The sequence below is a fragment of the Lapidilactobacillus salsurivasis genome (genome assembly GCF_054785215.1).
On record NZ_BAAABI010000006.1, the window covers coordinates 1 to 23252 of the forward strand.

22 protein-coding genes and 1 tRNA gene are annotated in these 23252 nt (G+C 50.4%); 16 read left to right on the plus strand and 7 right to left on the minus strand.

What is annotated here, in order from left to right:
* Nucleotides 1-366 precede the first annotated feature (366 nt).
* From ACYVSB_RS08175 to ACYVSB_RS08185, 3 genes are all read left to right on the plus strand, one after another.
* Nucleotides 367-2883, plus strand: a complete 2517-nt coding sequence (locus ACYVSB_RS08175) for a mucin-binding protein (protein ID WP_461219067.1) — start codon at nucleotides 367-369, stop codon at nucleotides 2881-2883.
* Between the two features lie 287 nt (nucleotides 2884-3170).
* Nucleotides 3171-5864, plus strand: coding sequence for a cation-translocating P-type ATPase (locus ACYVSB_RS08180; protein ID WP_461219068.1), 2694 nt, complete (start codon nucleotides 3171-3173; stop codon nucleotides 5862-5864).
* Between the two features lie 566 nt (nucleotides 5865-6430).
* Nucleotides 6431-6643 (plus strand): hypothetical protein, encoded by a 213-nt coding sequence (locus ACYVSB_RS08185; protein WP_461219069.1) that lies wholly within the window; start codon nucleotides 6431-6433, stop codon nucleotides 6641-6643.
* Nucleotides 6644-6928: 285 nt separating this feature from the next.
* Here ACYVSB_RS08185 and ACYVSB_RS08190 read toward each other — a convergent pair whose 3' ends face one another.
* On the minus strand, nucleotides 6929-7630 hold the full coding sequence (locus tag ACYVSB_RS08190) for an ABC transporter ATP-binding protein (RefSeq protein ID WP_461219070.1): 702 nt from the start codon (nucleotides 7628-7630) through the stop codon (nucleotides 6929-6931).
* A 552-nt stretch (nucleotides 7631-8182) separates the two neighbouring features.
* Here ACYVSB_RS08190 and ACYVSB_RS08195 point away from each other — a divergent pair.
* The 5 genes from ACYVSB_RS08195 to ACYVSB_RS08215 all read left to right on the plus strand — a co-directional run bounded on the left by ACYVSB_RS08195 (nucleotide 8183) and on the right by ACYVSB_RS08215 (nucleotide 12301).
* Nucleotides 8183-8527 (plus strand): hypothetical protein, encoded by a 345-nt coding sequence (locus tag ACYVSB_RS08195; RefSeq protein ID WP_461219071.1) that lies wholly within the window; start codon nucleotides 8183-8185, stop codon nucleotides 8525-8527.
* Nucleotides 8528-8721: 194 nt separating this feature from the next.
* A complete protein-coding gene (locus ACYVSB_RS08200; RefSeq protein WP_461219072.1) occupies nucleotides 8722-9159 on the plus strand; it encodes a hypothetical protein in 438 nt (145 codons plus the stop codon).
* Between the two features lie 96 nt (nucleotides 9160-9255).
* Nucleotides 9256-11412, plus strand: coding sequence for a Tex family protein (locus ACYVSB_RS08205; RefSeq protein WP_461219073.1), 2157 nt, complete (start codon nucleotides 9256-9258; stop codon nucleotides 11410-11412).
* Nucleotides 11405-11866: a SprT family protein gene (locus ACYVSB_RS08210; RefSeq protein WP_461219074.1), complete on the plus strand. Its 462-nt coding sequence runs from the start codon at nucleotides 11405-11407 to the stop codon at nucleotides 11864-11866. The genes ACYVSB_RS08205 and ACYVSB_RS08210 overlap by 8 nt, the downstream gene beginning before the upstream one ends.
* Before the next feature lie 120 nt (nucleotides 11867-11986).
* On the plus strand, nucleotides 11987-12301 hold the full coding sequence (locus ACYVSB_RS08215; RefSeq protein WP_461219075.1) for a hypothetical protein: 315 nt from the start codon (nucleotides 11987-11989) through the stop codon (nucleotides 12299-12301).
* A gap of 131 nt (nucleotides 12302-12432) precedes the next feature.
* Here the strand turns inward: ACYVSB_RS08215 and ACYVSB_RS08220 are convergent.
* Nucleotides 12433-12518: transfer RNA gene (locus ACYVSB_RS08220), tRNA-Leu, on the minus strand.
* Nucleotides 12519-13437: 919 nt separating this feature from the next.
* On the opposite strand from ACYVSB_RS08220, the gene ACYVSB_RS08225 reads away from it, so the two are divergent.
* Both ACYVSB_RS08225 and ACYVSB_RS08230 read left to right on the plus strand, forming a co-directional pair.
* Nucleotides 13438-13647, plus strand: a complete 210-nt coding sequence (locus tag ACYVSB_RS08225; protein ID WP_461219076.1) for a hypothetical protein — start codon at nucleotides 13438-13440, stop codon at nucleotides 13645-13647.
* A gap of 280 nt (nucleotides 13648-13927) precedes the next feature.
* Nucleotides 13928-14635: a glucosamine-6-phosphate deaminase gene (locus ACYVSB_RS08230; protein WP_461219077.1), complete on the plus strand. Its 708-nt coding sequence runs from the start codon at nucleotides 13928-13930 to the stop codon at nucleotides 14633-14635.
* A gap of 107 nt (nucleotides 14636-14742) precedes the next feature.
* On the opposite strand, the gene ACYVSB_RS08235 is transcribed toward ACYVSB_RS08230, so the two are convergent.
* From ACYVSB_RS08235 to trpX, 3 genes are read right to left on the minus strand one after another with little or no spacing between them, the layout of a single operon-like run.
* Nucleotides 14743-15513 carry an ABC transporter ATP-binding protein gene (locus tag ACYVSB_RS08235; RefSeq protein WP_125596866.1) on the minus strand — a complete coding sequence of 257 codons (771 nt, stop codon included), beginning with the start codon at nucleotides 15511-15513 and terminating at the stop codon, nucleotides 14743-14745.
* A complete protein-coding gene (locus ACYVSB_RS08240; protein ID WP_461219078.1) occupies nucleotides 15506-16405 on the minus strand; it encodes an ABC transporter permease in 900 nt (299 codons plus the stop codon). The genes ACYVSB_RS08235 and ACYVSB_RS08240 overlap by 8 nt, the downstream gene beginning before the upstream one ends.
* Nucleotides 16402-17394 carry a tryptophan ABC transporter substrate-binding protein gene (trpX, locus tag ACYVSB_RS08245; RefSeq protein ID WP_461219079.1) on the minus strand — a complete coding sequence of 331 codons (993 nt, stop codon included), beginning with the start codon at nucleotides 17392-17394 and terminating at the stop codon, nucleotides 16402-16404. The genes ACYVSB_RS08240 and trpX overlap by 4 nt, the downstream gene beginning before the upstream one ends.
* A 647-nt stretch (nucleotides 17395-18041) precedes the next feature.
* Here trpX and ACYVSB_RS08250 point away from each other — a divergent pair.
* Complete coding sequence (locus tag ACYVSB_RS08250) at nucleotides 18042-18659, plus strand: ECF transporter S component (protein WP_125596857.1); 618 nt, start codon at nucleotides 18042-18044, stop codon at nucleotides 18657-18659.
* Between the two features lie 31 nt (nucleotides 18660-18690).
* Here ACYVSB_RS08250 and ACYVSB_RS08255 read toward each other — a convergent pair whose 3' ends face one another.
* Nucleotides 18691-18921 carry a hypothetical protein gene (locus tag ACYVSB_RS08255; protein WP_461219080.1) on the minus strand — a complete coding sequence of 77 codons (231 nt, stop codon included), beginning with the start codon at nucleotides 18919-18921 and terminating at the stop codon, nucleotides 18691-18693.
* 101 nt (nucleotides 18922-19022) lie between these two features.
* Between ACYVSB_RS08255 and ACYVSB_RS08260 the strand changes: the two genes are divergently transcribed.
* Nucleotides 19023-19463 (plus strand): hypothetical protein, encoded by a 441-nt coding sequence (locus tag ACYVSB_RS08260; RefSeq protein ID WP_461219081.1) that lies wholly within the window; start codon nucleotides 19023-19025, stop codon nucleotides 19461-19463.
* Nucleotides 19464-19471: 8 nt separating this feature from the next.
* Here the strand turns inward: ACYVSB_RS08260 and ACYVSB_RS08265 are convergent, their stop codons facing one another.
* Nucleotides 19472-20116 (minus strand): hypothetical protein, encoded by a 645-nt coding sequence (locus ACYVSB_RS08265; RefSeq protein WP_461219082.1) that lies wholly within the window; start codon nucleotides 20114-20116, stop codon nucleotides 19472-19474.
* A 360-nt stretch (nucleotides 20117-20476) separates the two neighbouring features.
* On the opposite strand from ACYVSB_RS08265, the gene ACYVSB_RS08270 reads away from it, so the two are divergent.
* The 4 genes from ACYVSB_RS08270 (at nucleotide 20477) to ACYVSB_RS08285 (ending at nucleotide 23101) form a co-directional block, all read left to right on the plus strand.
* Entirely contained in the window at nucleotides 20477-20677 is a 201-nt protein-coding gene (locus ACYVSB_RS08270; RefSeq protein WP_125596848.1) for a cold-shock protein, read from the plus strand.
* A 306-nt stretch (nucleotides 20678-20983) separates the two neighbouring features.
* A complete protein-coding gene (locus tag ACYVSB_RS08275) occupies nucleotides 20984-21559 on the plus strand; it encodes a GNAT family N-acetyltransferase (protein ID WP_461219083.1) in 576 nt (191 codons plus the stop codon).
* Nucleotides 21560-21728: 169 nt separating this feature from the next.
* Nucleotides 21729-22352 carry a glycoside hydrolase family 73 protein gene (locus tag ACYVSB_RS08280; RefSeq protein WP_461219176.1) on the plus strand — a complete coding sequence of 208 codons (624 nt, stop codon included), beginning with the start codon at nucleotides 21729-21731 and terminating at the stop codon, nucleotides 22350-22352.
* Nucleotides 22353-22531: 179 nt separating this feature from the next.
* Nucleotides 22532-23101 (plus strand): xanthine phosphoribosyltransferase, encoded by a 570-nt coding sequence (locus ACYVSB_RS08285; protein ID WP_125596841.1) that lies wholly within the window; start codon nucleotides 22532-22534, stop codon nucleotides 23099-23101.
* Nucleotides 23102-23252 lie beyond the last annotated feature (151 nt).

The window sequence follows — 23252 nt, forward strand, 5'->3', positions numbered from 1 at the left end:
CCGAGTTTTGAGATTTTCGGCGCACTTCCGAAAAGCTCAAAATCGTGCCCGCCGCGTTCCACCACCCCCAGCCCGACCTGGAGCCCCACCACATCTGCCATCCACCAACGCCACGCGCAGCGCAAGCTGCGGCCAACCTACTTCCTTTGGCATGCGCTTACTGGATTTTTAAAGCTAATCTAGGTATAATAATGTTGATCAAAAAAGCGACAACCACTCACTGGCTGCATACTGTCCAATAAGCGTCAACAAGCGGTTTCGGGGGAAACAACTTGTGTATTTACGCTTAAAGTGACGCCTGAGATTTATTCAGTAGTTGATGATTGGCAAAATTATTGGGAATTTTGCGCCAATGGGGGAATCATCATGAAAAGATTAAAAGAGCAACAGGACACACCATCAGTGACGGCACATTTAGTTCAGGCTGGATTAGTGATGACAGTGGGTCTATTTTTGTACGCGCCGAATGTGTTGGTGAAAGCGGCGGCGAATGTGGAAGCGACCGAGGAAAATAGCTTGAACACTAGACTAACGGCGGCTTCGAGCCAGTTAGGAACAACGGCACGCCTGACCAGCACCACGGAGGTGATCACGATAAGTGCCACCACTGCCATGGAAAACGGCAACACAGAGCCTGGTGAAACCGGAAATCCAAGCGATGTGGCTAAGGATTCTGGATCGACAACTGAACACGAACCTACAATCGCTGCTGGGCCGACTAACTCTGAGCAGTCGGCCAATTCGGACCAAACGACCAATTCAAATCAAACGAACAAACCTGATTCAGCAGATCCTGACTCAACTGACGCGACTGATGCAGGGGTGTCCACGACCGAAACGCCCAACCAAGACGCGGAGGTGGTTCAGTTTGGCGATGAGAATCTAAGCAATTATTTGAAGAACTCGGTTTTTACAATCCCGCAAGCAGAACCGATCACTCTGAAGATAATCAAGCAATATTCTCGCGGGAAATTGACGATTAAGCCTCAAGACGATACTAGTAAGAGGTTCGCGGTGACAAGCTTGCAGGGACTGGAGGCGTTCCAGTATTTACCGGAGCAAGTTAAACTGGAACTCAATCTTGATTTATCTATTCCTACGTCTGGCGAGTTCAGTTTTGATCCGTTGAAGACTTTGAGACCTGCGGAGCTTACACTGAATACACCAATGTGGGGAAGAGTAAGCGATGAGTCGTTGTCAGAACTGAAAAATATCAGCGTGGAGCGACTTGATTATCTGGCGTTGAGTGGCTTTCAACTCAATCGTTCAAGGGAGTTCTATCAAGCAAATACACACGGCTTAACCAATCGACAATTAGGGCTCCTCGCAACTTGGATCAAAGGTTTTGCTGAGAATCACGTGTACTCGTCATCGTACAAATCGCTCGATTTACAGAATAATTCCCTCAGTGATTTTAGTTCGTTGGGAATCATTGACCCGAATCAAATTGACGCGGAGGATCATTTTTGGATCAAGGGTCTAGCACAGTGTTATCTGAATCGAGAAAAAAAGCTGAATTTTGTCATTGGTCAACCCGGAGAATTTGATATGGATGACCTGATCGGAATTGACGGTAAGCCCATGAATTTGAAAGCGGGTTCCAATGGTGATCCAGTCGTGCCCGGCACAGTTGGGAATGAATCGGTTGACATTTTTAGTTACAATACCGCGAATGGCGAATCAACAGCGTTGGAGCATCTTGGGTCGGCCTCATCCTTACGTTATCGAATTTCTGCCGCAAACCAGCTTCCTAACTCGAAAATGTTTATGTACTATCAGAAGGGGATTTATGGGACTGGTTTGAATAGCATTGTTTATCCTGGTTATTACAACAACAAAATCGAAATCGAATACGACGCGGCAATCTACTACAACAATGTTAACTGGCAAGCGCACCCGCAAGTTACTGTCAATTTCGTCGATGAGGCGGGCAAAGTAATCCACGACTCCATGACTCTAGGGGACAAGGATACGAAGATTGGTGACGTTTATGACGCGACTGCGCAACAGGGAACCCAGATTGCTGGTTATACTTTCGAAAAAGTTAGCGCTAGCAGTTTAACGGGTACTTATCAACAAGATCCGCAAAGCGTCAACCTGACGTACCAGAAAGACGGCAGTAATGTAACTGAAACCGGGCAGATCATCGTGGATTATCTTGACCAAACCACCGACGCCACGATTGCTTCTGAGAAATTGAGTGGGGAGGTTGGCGCCGCCGCAACTTATGCGACCGCTGATAAAATCGCCGCGTTGACCAAAGCCGGCTATCAACTGGTCACTGATGATTTTCCGGCAAACGCCACTTTCGCGGAAATGGCACAGCATTATCAGGTGACCTTGAAGCACAGCCAACAAGCTGTCCAGCCGCAAATTAAAACAGTCACGCGGATGATCCAGTTTCAATATGCGACTGGTAAAACGGCGGCGCCGACCCAGACCCAACAGGTTGTGTTAGCGCGGTCAGGCGCTAAAGATTTGGTCAGTGGTGACATCACTTGGGACGCTTGGGCAGCCAGCAACGGCGCTGCTTATTTCGCCGCTGTCACCGTGCCGAAGTTAAGTGGGGTTACGGCCAGCTTGCCGCAAGTACCACGGGTCGAGCCCGTCACCGCGGCCACGGCGGACACCACAGTTACCGTGGCTTACACCGCTAGTGGCAGCGCTCCGGATCTAAAACCCGAGCCAACACCGAGTCCCGATTCAGAACGGCCGACATTGCCAGTCACGGGTCAGAAAACCGCTGATCCCACCAGTCAAGAGCAACCGACACCGACGTTGCCACAAACCAATGAGACGCGTTCGACGCTGGGTCAGCTGGGCACGGTCTTGGCTGGGTTGTCGCTGATGGTTTTAGGCGCAGTTTGGTTAAAGAAACATTAAGGCTAGGTACTGTGGCCGGCGGGCGAATTCGGCGTGTTCCTCAGTAATACGATCTGAAAAAATTAGGTGCAATTAAGAAATATTAGTTTTTCGTGGTTTTACTTTGCTTTACGCGGCTATTTCTAGTATAATGACTTTGAAAACAAGGGAGTAACTGGCAGCGACTTCGCTGCGACAAAACCATCAACAAGACATAAGTTCTGGTTTTGTCTTAATTAGTGAGACTTGTGCGTGTATTTAGCGTACAGGTCTCTTTTTATTCCTGAGTGAAAGAGGAGGAATTATTGTTGACAGAGACAAGCAAGGCATCGTCCAAACGGTTTTATGCCCTGAAGAAATCCGACTTGCTGGCCGCGCTCAAAACCAGTGAACAGGGTCTCAGCGCTGACCAAGCCCAACAACGGTTAGCGGAGAATGGGCCAAACGCTTTGGCGCAGGGGAAGAAACGGACCTTGTTCCAACGTTTCTTTGATCAGTTCAAAGATTTCATGATTTTGGTTTTATTAGTCGCAGCTTTGATTTCCGGGGTGGTCGCGCAAGAATGGGCTGACGCTGGTTTGATTTTGGCCGTGGTGATCGTGAACGCGATCTTCGGGGTCTTCCAAGAATCGAAGGCGGAAGAAGCCATTGATGCTTTGCGGGAAATGTCCACGCCGGAAGCGCATGTGCGGCGCGGCGGTCAAGTTGAGACGATCAGCAGCGAGAAATTAGTCGTTGGTGATGTGGTCTTGCTGGAAGCCGGCGATATTGTCCCTGCTGATGTGCGCTTGATCGATTCGGCCTCGATGAAAATCGAAGAAGCGGCGTTGACCGGTGAATCGGTGCCAGTGGAGAAAGAAGCTGGCGTGTTACCAGACGAAGAAATCGCCATTGGTGACCGCAAAAACATGGCCTACATGAACAGTAACGTGACATATGGCCGCGGTGTTGGTGTGGTTGTCGGCGTGGGGATGGATACCCAAGTGGGGCACATCGCCGGAATGATCAACCAAGCGGAAGAAACCAGCACGCCATTACAAGATAACTTGAATTCATTAGGCAAAACGCTGACTTGGCTGATTTTAGTGATCGCGGCGATTATTTTCGTCGTGGGGATCTTGAATAATCACGATGGCTTGCCAATGAATGAATTGGTGATCAACATGTTGCTGGTGGCGATTTCACTGGCCGTAGCCGCGATTCCAGAAGGCTTGCCGGCGATCGTGACGATTATTTTGGCCTTGGGGACCACACGCATGGCCAAACGCCAATCTTTAGTACGGAAATTGCCAGCTGTGGAAACGTTGGGCAGCACGGAAATCGTTGCTTCTGACAAAACTGGGACCTTGACGCAAAATAAGATGACCGTGGAGAAAGTTTACGAATACGGTCGTTTACAAAACGCGGCGGATCCAATCACCGGCGCGGATATGGCGTTGAAAGTCATGACTTTCAGCAACGATACGAAAACGCAAAGCGATGGCAAGTTAGTTGGTGATCCAACGGAAACCGCCTTGGTTCAATTTGGCTTGGATCACGACTACAATGTGACCACTGAATTGCAACAAGAACCCCGGGTGGCAGAAGTACCGTTTGATTCTGAACGGAAATTAATGTCCACGATCCATCAATTGGCTGACGGGAAATTTTTCGTCGCGGTCAAGGGCGCTCCGGATATGCTATTGAAACGGGTGACCCAGATCCAGGCTTCACCAACGGAAGTTCGCGCTTTGACCGCTGCGGACAAACAAGAAATCTTGGCGCAAAACAAAGGAATGGCGACCAAGGCGTTGCGGGTTTTGGCGATGGCTTACAAGGTGATTGACGCGGTGCCGGCAAAACCAGATACCAATAATGTTGAACAAGATTTGATTTTCGCGGGCTTGGTCGGGATGATCGATCCGGAACGGCCAGAAGCGGCTAAAGCTGTCGCTGACGCGAAAAAGGCCGGGATCCGGCCAATCATGATCACCGGTGACCACCAAGACACTGCTGAAGCAATCGCGGGACGCTTGGGCATCATCAAGCCAGGCGACGACAAAGCAGTCATTACCGGGGCGGAATTGGATCAATTGAGTGACGCGGATTTTGAAAAGAAAGTTAAACAATATTCCGTTTATGCCCGGGTCTCACCTGAGCATAAGGTGCGGATCGTCAAGGCTTGGCAGGATCAAGGCAAGGTCGTGGCGATGACTGGTGACGGGGTCAACGACGCCCCAGCGCTGAAGTCAGCGGATATCGGGATCGGCATGGGCATTACCGGGACAGAGGTTTCCAAAGGTGCTTCTGACATGGTCCTAGCCGATGACAACTTCGCGACGATCATCGTGGCCGTTGAAGAAGGCCGGAAAGTCTTCGCCAATATCCAAAAATCGATCCAATATTTGTTGTCAGCTAACTTAGGGGAAGTTTTGACCTTGTTCATGATGACCTTGATGGGTTGGGATATTTTGCAGCCAGTCCAATTGTTGTGGATCAACTTAGCGACGGATACCTTCCCGGCGATCGCCTTAGGGGTAGAGCCAACGGAACCTGGAATCATGGACCGCAAACCACGGGGACGGAAATCCAACTTCCTTAGTGGCGGTGTCGGCTCCTCGATCATTTATCAAGGGATCCTGGAAGGCGCACTGACCTTGGGCGTTTATGGCTTGGCGATTCTCTTCCCTGTGCATACTTCAAATGACGCGATGCATGCGGACGCGCTGACGATGGCGTACGCGACTTTAGCGCTGATCCAATTGTTCCACGCGTTCAACGTGAAGTCGATCCATCAATCGATCTTCAGCGTCCATCCATTCGCTAATCGGATGTTCAATATCGGGGTGGGAACTTCCTTCATCATGGTCGCTTTGACCATTGTGGTGCCAGGCTTCAACAGCCTCTTCCACGTCACCGAATTGAATCTGTTGCAATGGAGCATGGTGCTTGGCGCCGGCGTCTTGATGGTGTTGATCGTCGAATTGGTCAAATTCTTCCAACGCCGTGCAGGCAAAGAATAACGATTGATTTCTGCGAGCAAACGTTGATCAGTTTGTCAGGTGCTGAGGGTGCCCCTTGTGGCAGCCACAGTTAATCAGTCATCAAAAACTACCGACAGCATTTTTGTCGGTAGTTTTTTTGACTCTTTTTTTCTTGCTCGTCCGCTTGACTGCAGTTTTTGGTGGGTTTGGGTGGTGACGCAACCGCCTCAGGACGTTTATCATGGCTGGAAACGTGGTCACCGACCCAGCTCCCTGCGCTTAGCTACGCCACTATTCCGGAGGCACAGACCAGGCTCCAAAATAGTGGCTAGGCTAATGCTCAGAAGCTGACCGGGTCGGCTCTCACTCTGGTTAGAGCCGCGCAGTCCTGAGGCGGTTGCTAGGCGGCATTGAGCCTATCTGCAATCGAAGGCGAAGGATTAGACAAAGTGCTTTTGCAAGTGTGGTGGTCAAACAATTAACCTATTTTGGGGTGGTATGGCAATGTCAACGGATTCGGATTGGTTGGTCGGTACAGCTTGCATCGGTTGGACAGCTTAACCCGTTCCCCAAACAATCCATAGGTGGAAAATCGACCGATTCAGTTGATTAACTGCGAACTAGGTCTGTTTATCAGACGGACTTGTACTGGTGTCACCAATTCAAGCATTGTAATCACTAACCACGGTCGTCAATGGCGTGGATTACCATCAATTGGCAATAGTTTGCCAGTCGGCGTGAGTGCTCAAACGGCTGCTATAACGTTGAGCGGCTGGAGCGGAGAAATTCGGGGTGAGATCGCCGTGAAATTGTCCTAGCGGCTCTGCCGCTTAGGACAAGGCTCAGCTTTGAGATTCGCGGGTTTTGCGAAGCTCAAAGTGACGCCCACAGCGAGCTCACCCCGAATTTCGCAGCGCAAGCCGCGGACAATCTGCTTTTGCCTGGGCAGTACACCCCCAAGGTCGACTCGCACTGGGTCGAAACGTGCTCACCGACCCAGCTCCCTGCGCTTAGCTACGCAACTATTCCGGAGGCACAGACCAGCCTCCAGAACAGTTGCTAGGCTAATGCTCGAAGTCAACCCGTTGCGCTGCGCACTGTTTTTAAACATGCGCCCTGACCTGGTTTTCAAAAAGGCGGCTGTAATGATCTTCCAGCTCCGCTTGCCCTTCATTGGCGACCAGCTCAAAATGACGCTCAACTAAAAAACAAATTTGCTGCGCAGTCCGACTCAGCTCTGTCAAATCATGGGAGGCAACCAAGACCGTGCGCCCGCTTTGCCCTAATTGGACCAATTCTTCGCGAATGATCCGTAAACTAGTGGGATCGATCCCGTTCAAGGGCTCGTCCAGCAAAATCAGCGGAGTTTGGGGCAGCAGGCTCATGGCTAACACCAAACGTTGTTGCATCCCTAGCGAATATTGCTTGACCTGTTGTTCCCAAATATCGGTGAGCTGGAGTTTTTCAGCGATTTGGGTAATCTCTGTTTCTGGCAATTGGCGAGATCGGGCGATAAAACGCAGGTGATCGCGGCCGGTCAATGTAGGAAACAGGCAATCAATGCTGGGACAATAGGAGATGTTTTCGAAGACGGTTTGATCGTTATTCGGTTGATCGAAAAGACTGATCGTGCCTGTCTGCGGCCGCAGGAGTCCGCACAATAAGCCGAAGAACGTGGTTTTTCCATGGCCGTTCGGTGCGACCAAGCCATAAACACCAGGCGCGCTGATGGTTAAATTGGCGTTTTCAAGAATCAGTTGGTGACGGTGAAAGCCAAAACTCAGTTGTTCCGCAGAAATAATCATTTTGTAAACTCCTTAATGGATTTTCTTGTGGTGGGGGTATGGCTCAATTGGACCAAAACCAGGCGCCGCTCGCGATCAGCCCGCTAAACAAACCGCTTGGGAAACTGACCACGGTTGCAAGCGTAGTTGTCAGTCTGACGACCAGCTTTGTGGCAGGGCCGTGACCGCCTAGTCCGCATCATCTGCAGGTAAGAGGATCTCTAAATTTAATTGTAACGCTTTCAAAAGCGGAAGCAACTCAGATTTTCGAGCAAGACCCACGATTATCGAAAAATTTTAAGGCCATTCGCCAAACGTTACAAGAACTGGATAATTTTGCTGCTGAGAGCGCATGGCTCGAACCGGTTGCTAGGCAAAATTGAGCTTATCTACAATCGAGACGAAGGATTTGACGAAGTGGTTTGGCAAGATAGAGGTTGAACAACTGAGTCTTTTTGGGGCGGTACACAATGTCAACGAATTTAGGCTCGTAAGCGGTCGATGCAGTTTACATCGGTTGAATATCTTTACCTGATCAGTAAACAATCCTTGGGTGAGAATTGACCGATCTAGTTGATTCATCAAGAACTTGCCTCAGTTCGTCAAGCAGACTGCGCTGGTGTCACCAATTTAAAGCTGGTGACCACTAACCACGGTCGTCAATGGCGTGGTTCCTCATCAATTGGCAATAGCTTGCCAAATGGCGTGAGTGCTCAAACGGCTGTTAAAACGTTGAGCGGCTGGAGCGGAGAAATTCGGGGTGAGATCGCCGTGAAATTGGTCTTAGTGGCTGTGCCACTTAGACCAAGGCTCAGCTTTGAGATTCGCTGGTTTTGCGAAGCTCAAAGTGATGCCCACAGCGAGCTCACCCCGAATTTCGCAGCGCAAGCTGCGGCCAATCTACTGTTGCTAGGTTAATGCTCAAAGTCAACCCGTTGCGCTCCGCACCTTATCTAAACGTGCTGCGAGGTGCAGACCGCTGCGCCTTAAAGTATCTGCTTGCCCAATCTGCTGCGCAGCTTAGTCAATCAGATAAATTAATGCTCACGGTCTAACCGCACCTCTCCGCACTCTGTTATAATAGAACTATCAATTTTGAAGAGGTAGACGAGATGGCTAATAAAATGCAGCAAAAAGCGATGCACTATGGCGTAACAATCAATCAGGTCGTGGAGCGGACTGAACAGATCCAAGAGGAATTGGATCCAATGTTCCGCGCGTTGAAGGATGCGATTGCCGCGGATCAAGTTGCGGCGATGGCTCCGGTTAAGTACACAGAGACTCGCGATGTTTTCACGGAGCGGTCGGCGGAGTATCAGCAACTTTGCGCCCGTTTGGCGAAGGGAACCGCCCCAGCGCGGTTAATGGGCAATCATAAATTGTTGGTCGCGGCTTATCAGGATTTTGCTGATGGTTGTCAGGCGATGGCGGCCAGTCTGCATGAAGATCAGACTGTCGATCAGGCGGCTTTCGCGGCGGCGGAGGCTCAACAAGATGACGCGACGGAGCGGATGAGCAAATATTTACAACGGATCACTGCTTTGGTTTAAATCGGTCCGCCATTTGGGATGAAGTAGGAGAAACGGCCATTCGTTGGCCGAGGAAAAGGGATTACAACGGTTATGATTTTAGAATCAAGAGCGTTAATGCAAACACAGGCAGCGTTGTCCTATAAACCGGCGGCTGTGGCCACGGTTTTGACCATGCTCAACGAAGGCAACACGGTACCATTTATCGCCCGTTATCGGAAAGAATGGACTGGCAGTCTTGATGAGGTCCAGATCCGCGAGATCGAGGCGACCTTCAATCGCGCGGAACGGTTGCTCGCCCGCAGAGATGAGGTCTTACGGTCGATTTCAGAGCAGGGTAAACTGACACCTGCTTTGAAGAAGGCCTTGGAAAAAGCGAACAAGTTACAACAGGTGGAAGACCTGTACTTGCCTTTCAAACAAAAGCGGAAGAGCAAGGCGACCGTGGCGCGGGCTCAAGGACTAGCGCCGTTAGCCGAGAAAATCAAGAAGCAGTTGGATCTGTCGCCGGAACAGTGGCAAAGTAAAGCGAAGCCATATTGTGATCCGCAAAATGGCCTGCCAGATGTGACGGCAGTTTGGTCAGGCGTTCACGAAATTTTAGCCGATGAATTCGGTGATTTGGCGACTTGGCGGCAGTGGGCCCGAAACTACATCCTGACGACCGGGAGCTTGACCGCCGAAGTTAAAGATGAGACGGCGGATCCGAAGGGCGTTTATCGCCTGTATTACGATTTCACTAAGCCCTTAACGAAAGTGGCGGCCCATCAGATCTTAGCCATCAATCGGGGTGAAAATGAAGGCGTTTTGCGGGTAGGAATCAATGTTGATAGCGAGTATATTTTGGCGCATTTTATGCAACTAGCGGATTCGCGAAAAAATTATTTTGCTTCTGAGCAGATCAAAGATGCCACAGTTGGCGCGTACCAACGCTTCATTCGACCAGCGCTCGCGCGAGAAGTTCGCGGCAATCAGAAGGAAAGCGCCGGCACCCAAGCAATCAATGTTTTCGGTGAGAATCTGCGTCACCTGTTGTTACAGCCACCGTTAAAAGGAAAGGTCGTTTTAGGCTTCGATCCGGCGTATCGGACGGGCTGCAAGCTGGCCGTGGTTGATAGTACTGGGAAGTTTTTGGACAAGTTGGTCATTTACCCCCACAAGCCCGCTAGCCAACAGCAGCGAGCCGCTGCTGGACCAGCTTTTCTCGATTTCTTGGAAAAATATCAAGTGACGATGATCGCTATTGGCAACGGAACTGCCAGTCGCGAGTCGGAACAATTCGTGGCGGAAACGATCAAGCAAAGTCCCCGGGAGATCTATTATGTCATTGTTAATGAGGCCGGTGCTTCGGTTTATTCCGCCAGTGACACTGCGCGCGCTGAGTTCCCGGAATTGCACGTGGAGGAACGTTCGGCGGTCAGTATCGCCCGGCGCCTGCAAGATCCCCTAGCTGAATTGTTGAAAATCGACCCCAGCTCAGTCGGCGTCGGCCAGTATCAGCATGATGTGAGCCAAAAAGCGCTGGGTGAACGCTTGGATACGGTGGTCGAAGATGTGGTCAATAGTGTGGGCGTGAATTTGAATACGGCCAGCGTTGATCTGTTGCGGCGCGTGTCTGGCTTGTCCACGATGCTCTCAACGTATATTGTTGCTTATCGCAATGAACACGGGCGTTTTAACAGCCGCGCAGAATTACGGAATGTGCCGCGCATGGGGCCGAAAGTCTACCAACAGGCTGTCGGGTTCTTACGCATTAGCGGCGGCACCGAACCTTTGGATAATACCGATATTCACCCGGAAAGTTATGCAGTGGCGGAGCAAATACTGGCACGCGTCCACTTGACCAAGGCTGATTTGGGCTCGGATAAACTGCGTCATGCCACCAAATCTTTGAACGTGGCCCGCTTAAGCGAGAAATATCAAATTGGTCGGAGTACGTTGCAGGATATTATTAAGGGATTGACCACGCCGGGCCGTGACCTGCGCGACGATGTTCCTGCGCCTTTGTTGCGCCAAGATGTCATGGCGATTGAGGATCTGCGTCCGGAAATGATTTTGCAGGGGACCGTCCGCAATGTGGTCGACTTTGGCGCTTTCGTGGATATTGGCGTTAAGCGTGATGGCTTCGTCCACATTTCCCAACTGGCCGACCATTTAGTCAATAACCCTAGCAGTGAAGTGGCCGTTGGGGACATCGTCAAGGTTAAGATCCTTGAGGTTGACTTGGAGCGGGACCGCATCAGTTTAACGATGCAAGGGCTCCCTCGTGACTGATCAGGAGCTTCAGCGCTTGGTGGAACAGGTTTCCTTGACCGCCTTTCATCGACCTTTTCGCCATCAAGCACGCTTCAATTCGCGGCTGAAAACTACAGGCGGTCGTTATTTCATCGGGGATCATCATTTGGATTTCAATCCGAAATATGCGGCCACCCTGAGCCCGGCGGATTTTGTCGGAATCGTGAAACATGAGTTGTGCCACTACCACTTGCATTTAAGTGGTCAGCCTTATCAGCATCGCAGCCCGGCGTTTAAAGCGCTGTTGACGCAAGTGGGTGGGTCGCGCTATGTACCCGCGACGGCGGCTACTTCGGCGCGCCAAACGCAACGACCGGCCCGCTACCAGTACCGCTGCCAAAAGTGTGGGCAGGTCTATTGGCGACAACGACGGATCAATCTACAACGGTTTGTTTGCGGCCGCTGTCAGGGCCAGTTGCGCCTGCAGGCCTAGGCTTAACGCCGTCGCAGTTCGGATATAACGAGTAGCTAGCTCCCACAGAATTAGCGGTTGAGTATACTGGCCCATTGCAGCTGGGGCCATTGATTTGAAGATATTGAGGTGAAAGATAGCATGCAATTGGCTTTATTAGCCCAAAACATTGGTGATACGATCAAAGGTCGCCAGCAGCGACCGGCGCGGGCAGAAACTACTTTTCCAGTCGAATTTACCCATGCCTATAAATCGGCCCAAGGTTGCTTAATTGTACTGGTGACCACTGATGGTCATTATCAGATCAAGAAGTTCGAGCACCAATATAAGGATGTGAACGATCCTTGGCGCGAAATCGCCCACGCGGCCTTTATGGAATGTGATGAAGATTTCGACGCCGCCGATGAGTTGGTCAGCGCCATCGCCACAGTTGTTGGCGCGCCAGCTCAAGACTGAGTCACCGTCAAACCAACGTTGCCCTTGGGGTAACGCTGGTTTTTTGTCTAATCGAGATGGTCAAGGACCAGCCATTTTTTCCACAAAAAAAGCGCTGGATCAAATGATCACAGCGCTCACGACTTGCACGATGCGGGCAAGAAGACTCGAACTTCCACGGCCATAAGTGGCCACAAGATCCTTAGTCTTGCGCGTCTACCAGTTCCGCCATGCCCGCGAAACAATGCAACATTCATTATAAGTTATTTTACAAGCCAGGTCAACAAAATTTTGCGCCAGGTTGCCCGGTAGTTTTGGCGGATGTTGCTGCTGAAAGCACGATGCCCGCAGTTTGCGCTGCGCGTGGCGTTGGTGGATTGCAGATATTGTAGGGCTCCAGGTCGGGCTGGGGGTGGTGGAACGCGGCGGGCGTCACTTTGAGCTTTTCGGAAGTGCGCCGAAAAGCTCAAAACTCGGCCTTATTGTAGGCGATAAATCGCCAACAATAATTGGTTCAGAGTGAGAGCCGACCTGGGTAGCTTCTGAGCATTAGCCTAACAACAATTTTGGAGGCTGGTTTGTGCCTCCGGAATTGTTGTGTAGCTAAGCGGAAGAAGCTAGGTCGGCGAACACGTTTCGCGGCTGACTCACCCCCAGCCCGACCTTCCGCTGACGAGCAAACAGACCACCAACGCCAGAGCGGAACACAACTGGTTGACTTTGAGCATTAACCTAGCCAGGCCTCCGGGAGCTGGTTTCGCTTCCGGAAGCCTGGCGTAGTTAACCGAAGAAGTCAGTTGTGTGGAGCACATTTCAACGCTCCGCTCCAGCTGCTCAACGTTGTAGCAGTCGTTTGATCACCCACGCCCAACTGATAAGCTATTGCCGATTTGATGTGGAGCCGCGCAAATGACGGCCATGGCTAGTGGTTATCATCTTTAAATTGGTGACACCAGTATGGTCTGTCTGATGAACAAGCCTAGTTAACAGTGAATCAACTGAATTGATCGGTTTTCACCTAAAAATGGTCTAGGGAGCAAGTAACGCTGTCCAACCAATGCCAACCGTACCAACTTCCTAATCTAAATCCGGCGGCATTGCTGTACCACCCTAAAAAAAGGGGGGCAATTGTTTGACAGCTAGCTTGCGAAAGCACTTTGTCAGATACCCCACTTCGATTGCAGATGGGCACAATCCTGCCTAGCAACCGGCTGGGACTGCGCGGCTCAGTGGTGAAATTGTCCTTGGCGGCTTTGCCGCTTAGGACAAGGCCTGATTTTGAGACAAGCCGCGGTCTTTGCGGATTGGCTCAAAACAGCGCCCACCACGTTCGAAACAGAGTGCGAACCGACCCGGGTAGCTCCTGAGCATTAGCCTAGCAACTATTTTGGAGGCTGGTCTGTGCCTCCGGAATAGTTGCGTAGCTAAGCGCAGGGAGCTGGGTCGGTGAGCACGTTTCCAGTCCGCAACAGCAGTCCCAGCCGGTTGCGTTCACGCGCAAAACCCGCCATACCCGCAACCAAGCGCAGACCAAGAATCAAGCCGAACACTTTTTCGCAAAACCGCGCGAGAAAAAATGCACGCCAGTCTTGACAAAACGCTCATTTCGCGGTAAATTGGACTAGACCAAACAAGGAGGATGTATGGATGGATATCAAAATTGTTAAAGATAAACTTGCCGGCGGACAAGCCGCTTTCGAACTGATCAAAGCAGGAATGGCGCATGGCGCGCAGGTCTTAGGCCTAGCGACTGGGAGCACACCGATCTCACTTTACGAGGCAATGTGCCAAAGTGACCTGGACTTCTCCCAAATGGTTTCAATGAACTTGGATGAATATGTTGGGTTGACGCCTGACAACGATCAAAGCTATCACTATTTCATGAATGAACATCTTTTCAGCAAGAAGCCATTCAAGGCTAGCTATGTGCCTGATGGGGCTAATCCAGATACAGACGCCGCGGCGGCCGCTTATGAGAAATTGTTGGCGGAACACCCAATCGATATCCAGATCTTAGGGATCGGCCGCAATGGTCATATCGGGTTCAACGAGCCTGGTTCTGACTTGGACGGCAAAACCCAAAAAGTGGCGTTGACGCAATCGACGATCGATGCCAACTCACGGTTCTTCGCCGACGAGAAAGATGTGCCTCGTTTCGCGATCTCAATGGGGATCGGTTCGATCATGAAGGGCAAAGAAATTATTTTGATTGCCTATGGCGCTGACAAAGCTGACGCCATCAAAGCAACGGTTGAAGGCCCAGTGACAACGCATGTTCCCGCTAGCGCTTTGCAAAATCATGACAATGTGGTCTTGATTTTGGATGAAGCCGCTGCCAGCAAATTGTCTAAATAATTTTAACAAAGTTTTAGTTGTGAAAAGCCAGTCCGTGGTGTGAAAATTGCCACGGACTGGCTTTTTGCAAACTTTAAAATTGCGAGTAAACGATGACCAACGGGGTGTCAGTCGATCGTGGCGAAGAATTGGTACAACTGTTCTTTGGTCAACGCTTGTTTCGCCGCGCCGGTGACGTCAAACGTGATCCGGCCTTGGTGTAAGACGATCAGGCGATTGCCATAGGTGAGGGCGTCTTCCAAATGGTGGGTGATCATTAAACAAGTGAGTTGGGCCTGGCTGACCCGCTGTTCGGTCAAGGTCATCAAACTTTGGCTGGTTTGGGGATCCAACGCGGCGGTATGTTCATCCAGCAGCAGGAGTTCTGGGCGGCGGATCGTGGCCATTAAGAAGCTTAAGGCTTGCCGTTGCCCGCCGGACAAGTTTCCGGTGGGGGTATCCAAACGTTGCTCCAAACCATTCCCCATGGCTGCCGTTAATTCTTGGTAACGTTGGTGTTGCTGCTTCAAATGTCGTGGTCGCAAGCCGCGCCGTTGCCCACGTCGTTCGGCCAATAATAGGTTTTCCGCCACGGTCATTCGCGGCGCCGTGCCCAGTTTCGGATCTTGGAAAACCCGGCCGAGAAAGCGGGTCCGTTTTTCCACCGAATCGTGGGTCACATCGTTGCCGTGGAGCTTGATTTGGCCGCTGCTTAAAGCGAGATCGCCGGCGATGGCATTGAAGAGGGTTGATTTCCCGGCGCCATTGGAACCTAATACGGTGATGAAGTCGCCTTGATTGATGGTCAAGTTAAGATCGTCCAGGATTCGTAATTCTTCGTTTGTCTGGCGATTGACTTTCACGACCAGATCTTGTAATTCCAATAATGGTTTAGACATTGCGATCTAACCCCCGTTTCAATAAGTGTTTGAGGTGTAAGCGTTGCTCGAAGACCGGCAACATCATGCATAGCGCCAAGACAATGGCAGACAGCAAGTTCAAGTCGTTGGCGTTAAAGCCGAGTTTCAAGACGAGCAGTAAGACGAAGCGATACAAAATACTACCTAAGGTCACTGCCACCAAACGTTGATTCAGGGTCAATTCGCCAAAGGCCACCTCACCAATAATGATCGAGGCCAAGGCGATCACGATAATACCGATCCCCATATTTACGTCTGCGTAGCCATTATTTTGGGCGACCAGCGCGCCGCCAAAAGCGATCAGGCCGTTGGAAACCATTAAGCCAAGAATTTTCATGCGGTCGGTGTTGATGCCTAGAGAACGGGCCATGGTTTGATTGTCGCCGGTCGCGATAAAGGCCTGACCGAGGTCGGTTTGCAGGAAGTAGATCACCAAACTCGTGACCAGGACCATAACCACCGCCCCTAAGAAAACTCCGTCAAAGTAAGGCGGCAAACTTTTCAGAAAAGGTAGCTTGAACAAGGTCTTTTGTCCCAATAATGACAAGTTGGCCCGGCCGAGAATGCGTAAATTGATCGAATAGCAGGCGGTCATCACCAGGATTCCCGCTAACAGGATCGGAATGTGCCCTTTGGTATACAATAATCCGGTCATCAAACCGGCTAAACTCCCAATCGCGAAAGCCAATAATGTGGCGGCCAGCGGAGAGAGCCCGTGACTGATCCCGGCGACGCAAACCGCCGCGCCCAAGGGGAAGGTGCCTTCAACCGTCATGTCGGCGAAATCAAGGATCCGGAAGGTTAGGAAGAGGCCAACGCCTAAAACTGCCCACAACAAACCTTGACCGATTGCTGAAACCATTAAACTCATTTGAAAACCTCCCCATCTTGTTTCGCTTGTTTGATTAGATCCGCTGGGAAAGTGATGCCCAGTTTCTTTGCGGCGCTAAGGTTCAACGTCAATTCACCTTTCCGTTCAAAGTGGATCGGGGTCGTGGCCGGCACGGCGCCCTTGAGAATTTTAGCGGTCATTTTGCCGGTGGACACGCCTAATTGATATTGATTGATGCTTAAGGTAGCCAGACCACCTGCCTTGGCCATCGTATCCACCGCTGGGAAAACTGGAATCTTCGCGGTATTGGCCGTGGCTACCAGCGTCTGCATCGCGCTGGCCACCGTGTTATCCGTGGGCACGTAGATGGCGTCGACTTGACTGATCATTTGCTGGGCGACTTGATTCAAATCGTTGGTGCTGGCGATCGAATAGGCCTTGAGAGGAACCCCGGCCGCTTGGCAAATTTTGACGAACTGGTGATATTGCGCCGTGGCAGAATCGTCAGACGAGGTGTAAATGATCCCCAATGTTTTCATCTGCGGCATGATTCGCTGAATCAATTTCAGCTGAGCTTTCAAGGGGGCTTGATCAGAGACCCCGGTCACATTACCGCCAGGGCGCTGGTTATTCTTGACCAAATGAGCCCCTTGCGGATCGGTGATCGCGCCTAAAACCACCGGAATCGTCGTCGAAGCATTGGCCAACGCTTGCGCTGCCGGGGTGGCGATCCCAATCATGGCGCTGGCCTGTTCGTTGACGAAGCGCGCGCTCATTGTTTTCAAGTTACTCTGATCATTTTGCGCGTTTTGAAAATCAATTTTGATATTTTTGCCGACATGGTAGCCTTCCGCCGCTAGTCCGGCGATGATGCCCCGATGGATCGCGTCCAAGGCCGGATGCGAGACCAGTTGTAAGATCCCAACGGTCGGCACCGCCGCTTGTTGCTGATCTTGTTGCCGTTCCTTAACGAAGGCAAAGCCCAGAAAAACCAGGATCAGCCCAATTAACCCATATAACCGTTTCATTTTTTCCTACCTCATTTCATCATTGTAAAGCAGAGTGCGAGCCGACCCGGGTAGCTTCTGAGCATTAGCCTAGCAAAGCGGAAAGCACTGGGCTGGAGAGCACGTTTAGACAGAGTCTGAGCCACCCCGGTTAGCCAAGTTGAAAACGCTGGAGTGGGGGAACAAGTTTAAAAAAAGGGTACCCAGTCCACCTGGATACCCAAAAATAAAAGGCCCGCTGGCGGATTAACATCCGTGCGGACCCCTTCATACGAAAAGTTGGCCGGCGCAGATGCGATGAGCACTCTGAAGAGCACAAGTCGCATCTACTTCGATGACGACTTGCTTACCGGCTTTGCCAACGTCCATTTAATGTCATTACGTTTGTCATCATAACTTTTCGTCCTTCCGTTGATTGATTAGGTTTAGTTTACGGCAATGTTTCCCAGCCGTCAAGTGGAAAAATAGGTAAGTAAGGTATGGAAAGTAGCTTTGGCAGCTGTTTTATTTTCGTCCAGTCCGCCAAACTTCAACGTCCTGGGACTTTCTTTTTCTCAGGGGTTCAGGTAGAATTAGACCAGTTTAGAACAATGGCGCTGGTTGATTTGTCGCGGTCAGCGGCGGTTACGTAATCTTGTCCGGCATATTTATTCAATGAGGTGACTGAAATGAATCGAAGTCGTGGTAAGGCACGAGAAATCGCGATCCTTGGTATTTTTACAGCTATTCTGATTTTACAATCATTTGTTCCGTTTCTCGGCTATATTCCACTTTTGCCAGGGATGCCGGTGATTACGTTAATGGTGATGACGGTGATGGTCGGCGCGGTGATGCTGGGGCCGAAAGACGGCGCGCTATTGGGCTTGATCTGGGGCGTCACTTCCTTGATCCGCGCTTATACCATGCCAGGAACGGTCACGTTTCTATTATTCGCCAATCCCGTCATCGCCATTGTGCCCCGCTTTCTAGTTGGCTGGTTGACCGGTCTTGGCGCCAGCTGGTTGCGTAAACTCAAAATCCCTCAGGCCGTGAGTTATGGGCTGATTGGCTTTTTCGGAGCGGCGTTGAACACGTTTACCGTGATCGCATTGTCTAGCTTATTTTACTTGAATCAGTCCAGCACCTTGTTGAGCCAACTGGGCTACCAAGGAGATTCGCGGAATTTGTTTGTCATTTTGTTGACGGTGCTTGGGGTCAACGGCTTGGCCGAGGCGATCAGCGCGCTGTTTATCGTGCCACTGTTGGGAATTCCGCTGATCCATGTTTGGCAGCGGCGGCAGTCTTAATGGTTTTGTTTGCTGGAAAAAAGTTTGCTGTTCATTGGTTTGCGATTGGTTGCAGGTGTGCTGGGTTTGGATGGGGACGCAACCGGCTGGGACTGCTGATGCGGACTGGAACGTGGTGGGCGTCGTTTGAAGCCAATCCGCAAAGTGCGCGGCTTGTCTTCAAATCGAGCCTTGTCCTAAGCGGCAAAGCCGCCAAGGACAATTTCACCACTGAGCCGCGCAGTCCCAGCCGGTTGCTAGGCAGAATTGAGCCTATCTGCAATCGAAGTCGGATATCTGACAAAGTGGTTTTGCATGTGTGATGGTCAAACAATTCCAACTTTTTTGGTGGTATGGCAATGCCAACTGATTTGGATTAGTTGGTTGGTACAGTTTGCATCGGTTGAACATCTTTGCCTGCTCCCTAAACGATCCTTGGATAGAAACAGACCGATTCAGCTGAGTCATCAAGAAATTGCCTCAGTTCATCAGATAGACTGTACAGGTGTCGCCAATTTAAAGCCGGTACCCACTAACCACGGTCGTCATTTACGTGGTTCCCCATCAATTGATGATAGCTTGCAAAATGGCGTGAGTGCTCAAACGGCTGTTATAACGTTGAGCGGCTGGAGCGGAGAAATTCGGGTTGAGATCGCCGTGAAATTGTCCTTGGCGGCTCTGCCGCTTAGGACAAGGCCTGATTTTGAGACAAGCCGCGTCCTTTGCGGATTGGCTCAAAACAGCGCCCACAGCGAGCTCACCCCGAATTTCGCAGCGCAAGCTGCGGACATTATACTCTCACAGTCAGCACTTTGGCGGAAATAAAAAAACTCTCAACTGATGCTCTTGAGAATTTTTTTAGCGGCAGCTTCGGTACTATTTAAATTGACTTGCAAAATTTCAAGTTGTTGATCCACCGCGCCCAGATAGCGCCGTGATCGCGATTGACGCTCATCCAGCCCATCCTTGTCCGCCGCGAACAATTCTGGGACGTCCCGATAAAACTCAGTCTGATCTTTCTGGAAAGCCGAAATGAAATTGGTAAAGTTTTCATGATCCAAAGTAATAATGTGGATACTTTGAGTCAGTTCTGTCACCTCTGCCGAGGTCAGCCCGTTGATGCGGGTGATATCGACTTTTTTCACCCGCTCATTGATCTTTAGGACTTGTTTTTGGCTACGACCTAGCCGATCCAAACTTTTTCGTGCCTGTTCATTCAGGCGGTAGGTCTGGGTCGAATGGTCGGTCAAGAGATTAGTTTCCGGGTTATTTTTTTGCTCTTTGGCGAAAACTTTTTGTAATTGCGCGTATTTTTGGTAGATCGTCTTGAGTTCTTTGCGTTGGGTGGCGATCTCCGTTTGGATCGTTTGCACGTCGTTTTTGAGATCGGCGGTGCGATCGGTCGCTTTCTGGCAAGCGGTCAGCAGGATCAGTAGTGGCAGCGCTAGTAAAATTAAGTAAACCGGTGTTTTTTTCATGAGCTCGACTCCCCTTATAGTTAATAAGTTACCATATTCACCACGCGCATTAAAGCAGAATTTGAAAAATGAGCTGACAGGTTGGTCGGTGATTAGCCTAGGCAGTCATTAAGTGCCAACAAATGGCAGAAAGATGATAAAAAAGGTGATTCATGAATGCGTTTTAATTGTTGCTATAATAAAGAAAGTCCGCACAATTTCCGCAAAAACGCTTGTATTCTTTCGCCCTGCATGATACTATAAGAGTTGTACTTTTTGAATGGTATTGGTTCGATTGTTCGCATAGACTTTCTTCCAACAAGTACCACACAGAAATACACACATACAAATTTTTAGCTTTATCAAGGAGGAAACGTTCTAATGGAACACGGAACAGTAAAATGGTTTAACGCAGAAAAAGGTTACGGCTTTATCACTCGCGAAGATGGCAGCGATGTATTCGTACATTTCTCAGCTATCCAAGGCGACGGCTACAAGACTCTTGAAGAAGGCCAAGGCGTTACTTTCGACATCGAAGAAAGCGATCGCGGACCTCAAGCCGTTAACGTTAACAAAGACTAATTAATTTTTGATTAAAAAGTTTTTTGGATCGGCAAAGTGCCGGTCCTTTTTTTGTACAATTAATTCAATATCCTTAACTGAACGGCCTTGCCAGCCTGGGTGAAACGCCTGGATGAAATGACTGAATGAAACGCCAACCTGAATGGGAGATCGAAATGTTCGTTTAAAGACTAGATGAGGACCGGGTAGGCAAGTTTACCGCGATAATTTGCTAATCAGGCGGTAAAGTGGGAGAAAAATCGTTATAATAGAATTCAAAGTCAATTTTTAGCGGGCAGGTGGGTTAGGGCCACTGCGCGCTGACTGATGGAAGGAAATGATCAGGTGGTTGAGCTACTGAAATGGATGTCGGGAATCAGCTTGTGGCAAGTTGCGGCGGACGAAGCGTGGTCGCAATTGGCGCCGTTACTCTGCTTGGCCGATGAGGATCAGGAGATGATCGTTCGCTATTTGCTGGATTGTGACTATTGGGCCTTGCGTCAGGATGATCAGTTTATCGCCAGCATTGCGGTGCGGCCGTTACCGGCGGAAGAAGCGATGGCGCCGACTTGGGAGATCATGAATCTGGCGGTCGCCCCCGCCAAGCAAAATCAGGGATTGGGCGGCTGGTTGGTGGCTTGGATCTGGCACAAAGCGGTCCTTACCCATCAACAAACTTTGCTGGTGGGAACGGGTGATGCTTCGCTGGCGAATCTGCGGTTTTATTTGCGTCAAGGTTTTCGCTTCGATCATGTGCGCCGCGATTTCTTTAAGCAATATGATCAACCGATTTTCGAAGACGGGATCCAATTACGTGATATGGTCGTGCTGGCTCAAGAATTACCTAGGCGGCAAAAGCAACAAGTGTTGATCGATTTTCTCAAGGTAGGTCCAAGAGGCTGAGCGCCAAGCCGCTGCTTCGTTCGGCCGGTCAATGAGTTGCAACTGTTTTTTTGAAAAATGGGGTAAATTTAGCGAAACAAAGGAGTGGGCGTTGTTGCCTTATCAGCCTAAAAAGAAAAGAGTCACACCGGCGCGTCCACCGCGCAAGCCGAAGCGGTCGCGTGGCAAACTGATCGATACGAATAATTTCTTCTTGGGGATCTTGATTTTCTTTGTCTTGGGGATCGTGGTGGTGTTGTTTCTCCACTCCCATCAACAGGAAGAAAACCTTGCGGCGCAACAGGCGGCCTCGTCGCAAGCAGCTGCCCGCGAACGGCAGGAAAAGCGCGACTTCATCAAGAAGGTCGCGCCGGAAGCCGTTAAGTTACACCAAACTTATGCGGTATTACCCAGCGTGACCATTGCCCAGGCGATTCTAGAAAGCAATTGGGGCAAAAGCGCCCTCAGCGCCAAATATAACAATTTATTTGGAGTGAAAGGCTCGGACCCCGCGAATACCCAGGAAATGACCACGCAAGAATATGTTAACGGCGAGTGGCAAACGGTGACCGCCCGTTTTCGCGTCTATGACTCGTACGCCGCTTCGATTCTGGACCATGCCCAATTATTTGTGCGCGGCACGACCTGGAATCCTCAGCAGTATCAACATTTCTTGGCAGCCAAAGACTATCATGCGGCGGCTCAGGCCTTGGAAACAGATGGCTATGCCACCGATCCAGAATACGCTGCCAAAATCGTCTCTTTAGTGGAAACCTACAAGCTGGATCAGTATGATCAAACCAGCGCCAATTAAAGCGTCGCTGGGGAGCTCAGTCGCGTTGTCCAATGCTTAGCTGCCTTAGCTGCGGCGGGCAATGCTTCGTTGTCCAAGCGTCAACCAAGCGTCAACCAAGCGCCGCCAACACCAATGATCGCAGAAACACATCAATCATAGGCTTTTAAAATCACGCAACAATACTAGGAGGATGAATTATGCGCGCCTTAGAAGAAAAGATTCGCCAAGATGGTCAAGTTTTACCGGGAAATGTGTTGAAGGTCGATAATTTCTTGAACCACCAAATCGATCCCCAATTGATGTTTGCCATCGGTCAAGAATTCCAGCGGCTTTTCGCTGACAAACCAATCACGAAGATTCTGACGGTGGAGTCCTCGGGGATCGCGCCTGCGGTCATGGCCGGGTTAGCGATGAAAGTGCCGGTGGTGTTCGCGCGCAAGCACAAGTCGTTGACTTTGAAAGACGATCTTTACACGGCCACCGTTTATTCCTACACCAAGAAAACCAGTAATCAGATTTCGATTTCGCGGAAATTCCTGGATGCCAATGATCATGTGCTGATCATTGATGATTTTCTCGCCAACGGTCAGGCGGTTGAAGGATTGATGGCAATCATCGCCGCTGCGGACGCGACTCTTGAAGGCGTCGGCATTGTCATCGAGAAATCCTTCCAAAAAGGTCGTCAATTATTGGATGAAAAAGGGATCCAGACCGAATCTTTGGCACGGATCAAAGCTTTCGCCGATGGTCAAGTTGTTTTCGCCTAACCTGGACAGACGGTGTCAATGTCAGTTCGCGGTTGCGACAATCGGCGTCCTGACGGCATAAGAAGTGTTTTTCCCGGTCAAATTTGCTAGAATGGCAATAGTAGTCGCGTTACGGCAAGCACGTGTTGCCGCCAAATCATGAAGTTAGAGG

Excerpts from the sequence above, each read along its gene's own strand:
- ACYVSB_RS08275 (WP_461219083.1), top strand. The coding sequence starts at position 20,984 with ATGGAAGGAAATGATCAGGTGGTTGAGCTACTGAAATGGATGTCGGGA.
- ACYVSB_RS08265 (WP_461219082.1), bottom strand. The coding sequence starts at position 20,116 with ATGAAAAAAACACCGGTTTACTTAATTTTACTAGCGCTGCCACTACTG.
- ACYVSB_RS08240 (WP_461219078.1), bottom strand. The coding sequence starts at position 16,405 with ATGAGTTTAATGGTTTCAGCAATCGGTCAAGGTTTGTTGTGGGCAGTT.
- ACYVSB_RS08200 (WP_461219072.1), top strand. The coding sequence starts at position 8,722 with ATGGCTAATAAAATGCAGCAAAAAGCGATGCACTATGGCGTAACAATC.
- ACYVSB_RS08235 (WP_125596866.1), bottom strand. The coding sequence starts at position 15,513 with ATGTCTAAACCATTATTGGAATTACAAGATCTGGTCGTGAAAGTCAAT.
- ACYVSB_RS08285 (WP_125596841.1), top strand. The coding sequence starts at position 22,532 with ATGCGCGCCTTAGAAGAAAAGATTCGCCAAGATGGTCAAGTTTTACCG.
- ACYVSB_RS08205 (WP_461219073.1), top strand. The coding sequence starts at position 9,256 with ATGCAAACACAGGCAGCGTTGTCCTATAAACCGGCGGCTGTGGCCACG.
- ACYVSB_RS08270 (WP_125596848.1), top strand. The coding sequence starts at position 20,477 with ATGGAACACGGAACAGTAAAATGGTTTAACGCAGAAAAAGGTTACGGC.
- ACYVSB_RS08190 (WP_461219070.1), bottom strand. The coding sequence starts at position 7,630 with ATGATTATTTCTGCGGAACAACTGAGTTTTGGCTTTCACCGTCACCAA.
- ACYVSB_RS08215 (WP_461219075.1), top strand. The coding sequence starts at position 11,987 with ATGCAATTGGCTTTATTAGCCCAAAACATTGGTGATACGATCAAAGGT.
- trpX (WP_461219079.1), bottom strand. The coding sequence starts at position 17,394 with ATGAAACGGTTATATGGGTTAATTGGGCTGATCCTGGTTTTTCTGGGC.
- ACYVSB_RS08175 (WP_461219067.1), top strand. The coding sequence starts at position 367 with ATGAAAAGATTAAAAGAGCAACAGGACACACCATCAGTGACGGCACAT.
- ACYVSB_RS08230 (WP_461219077.1), top strand. The coding sequence starts at position 13,928 with ATGGATATCAAAATTGTTAAAGATAAACTTGCCGGCGGACAAGCCGCT.
- ACYVSB_RS08250 (WP_125596857.1), top strand. The coding sequence starts at position 18,042 with ATGAATCGAAGTCGTGGTAAGGCACGAGAAATCGCGATCCTTGGTATT.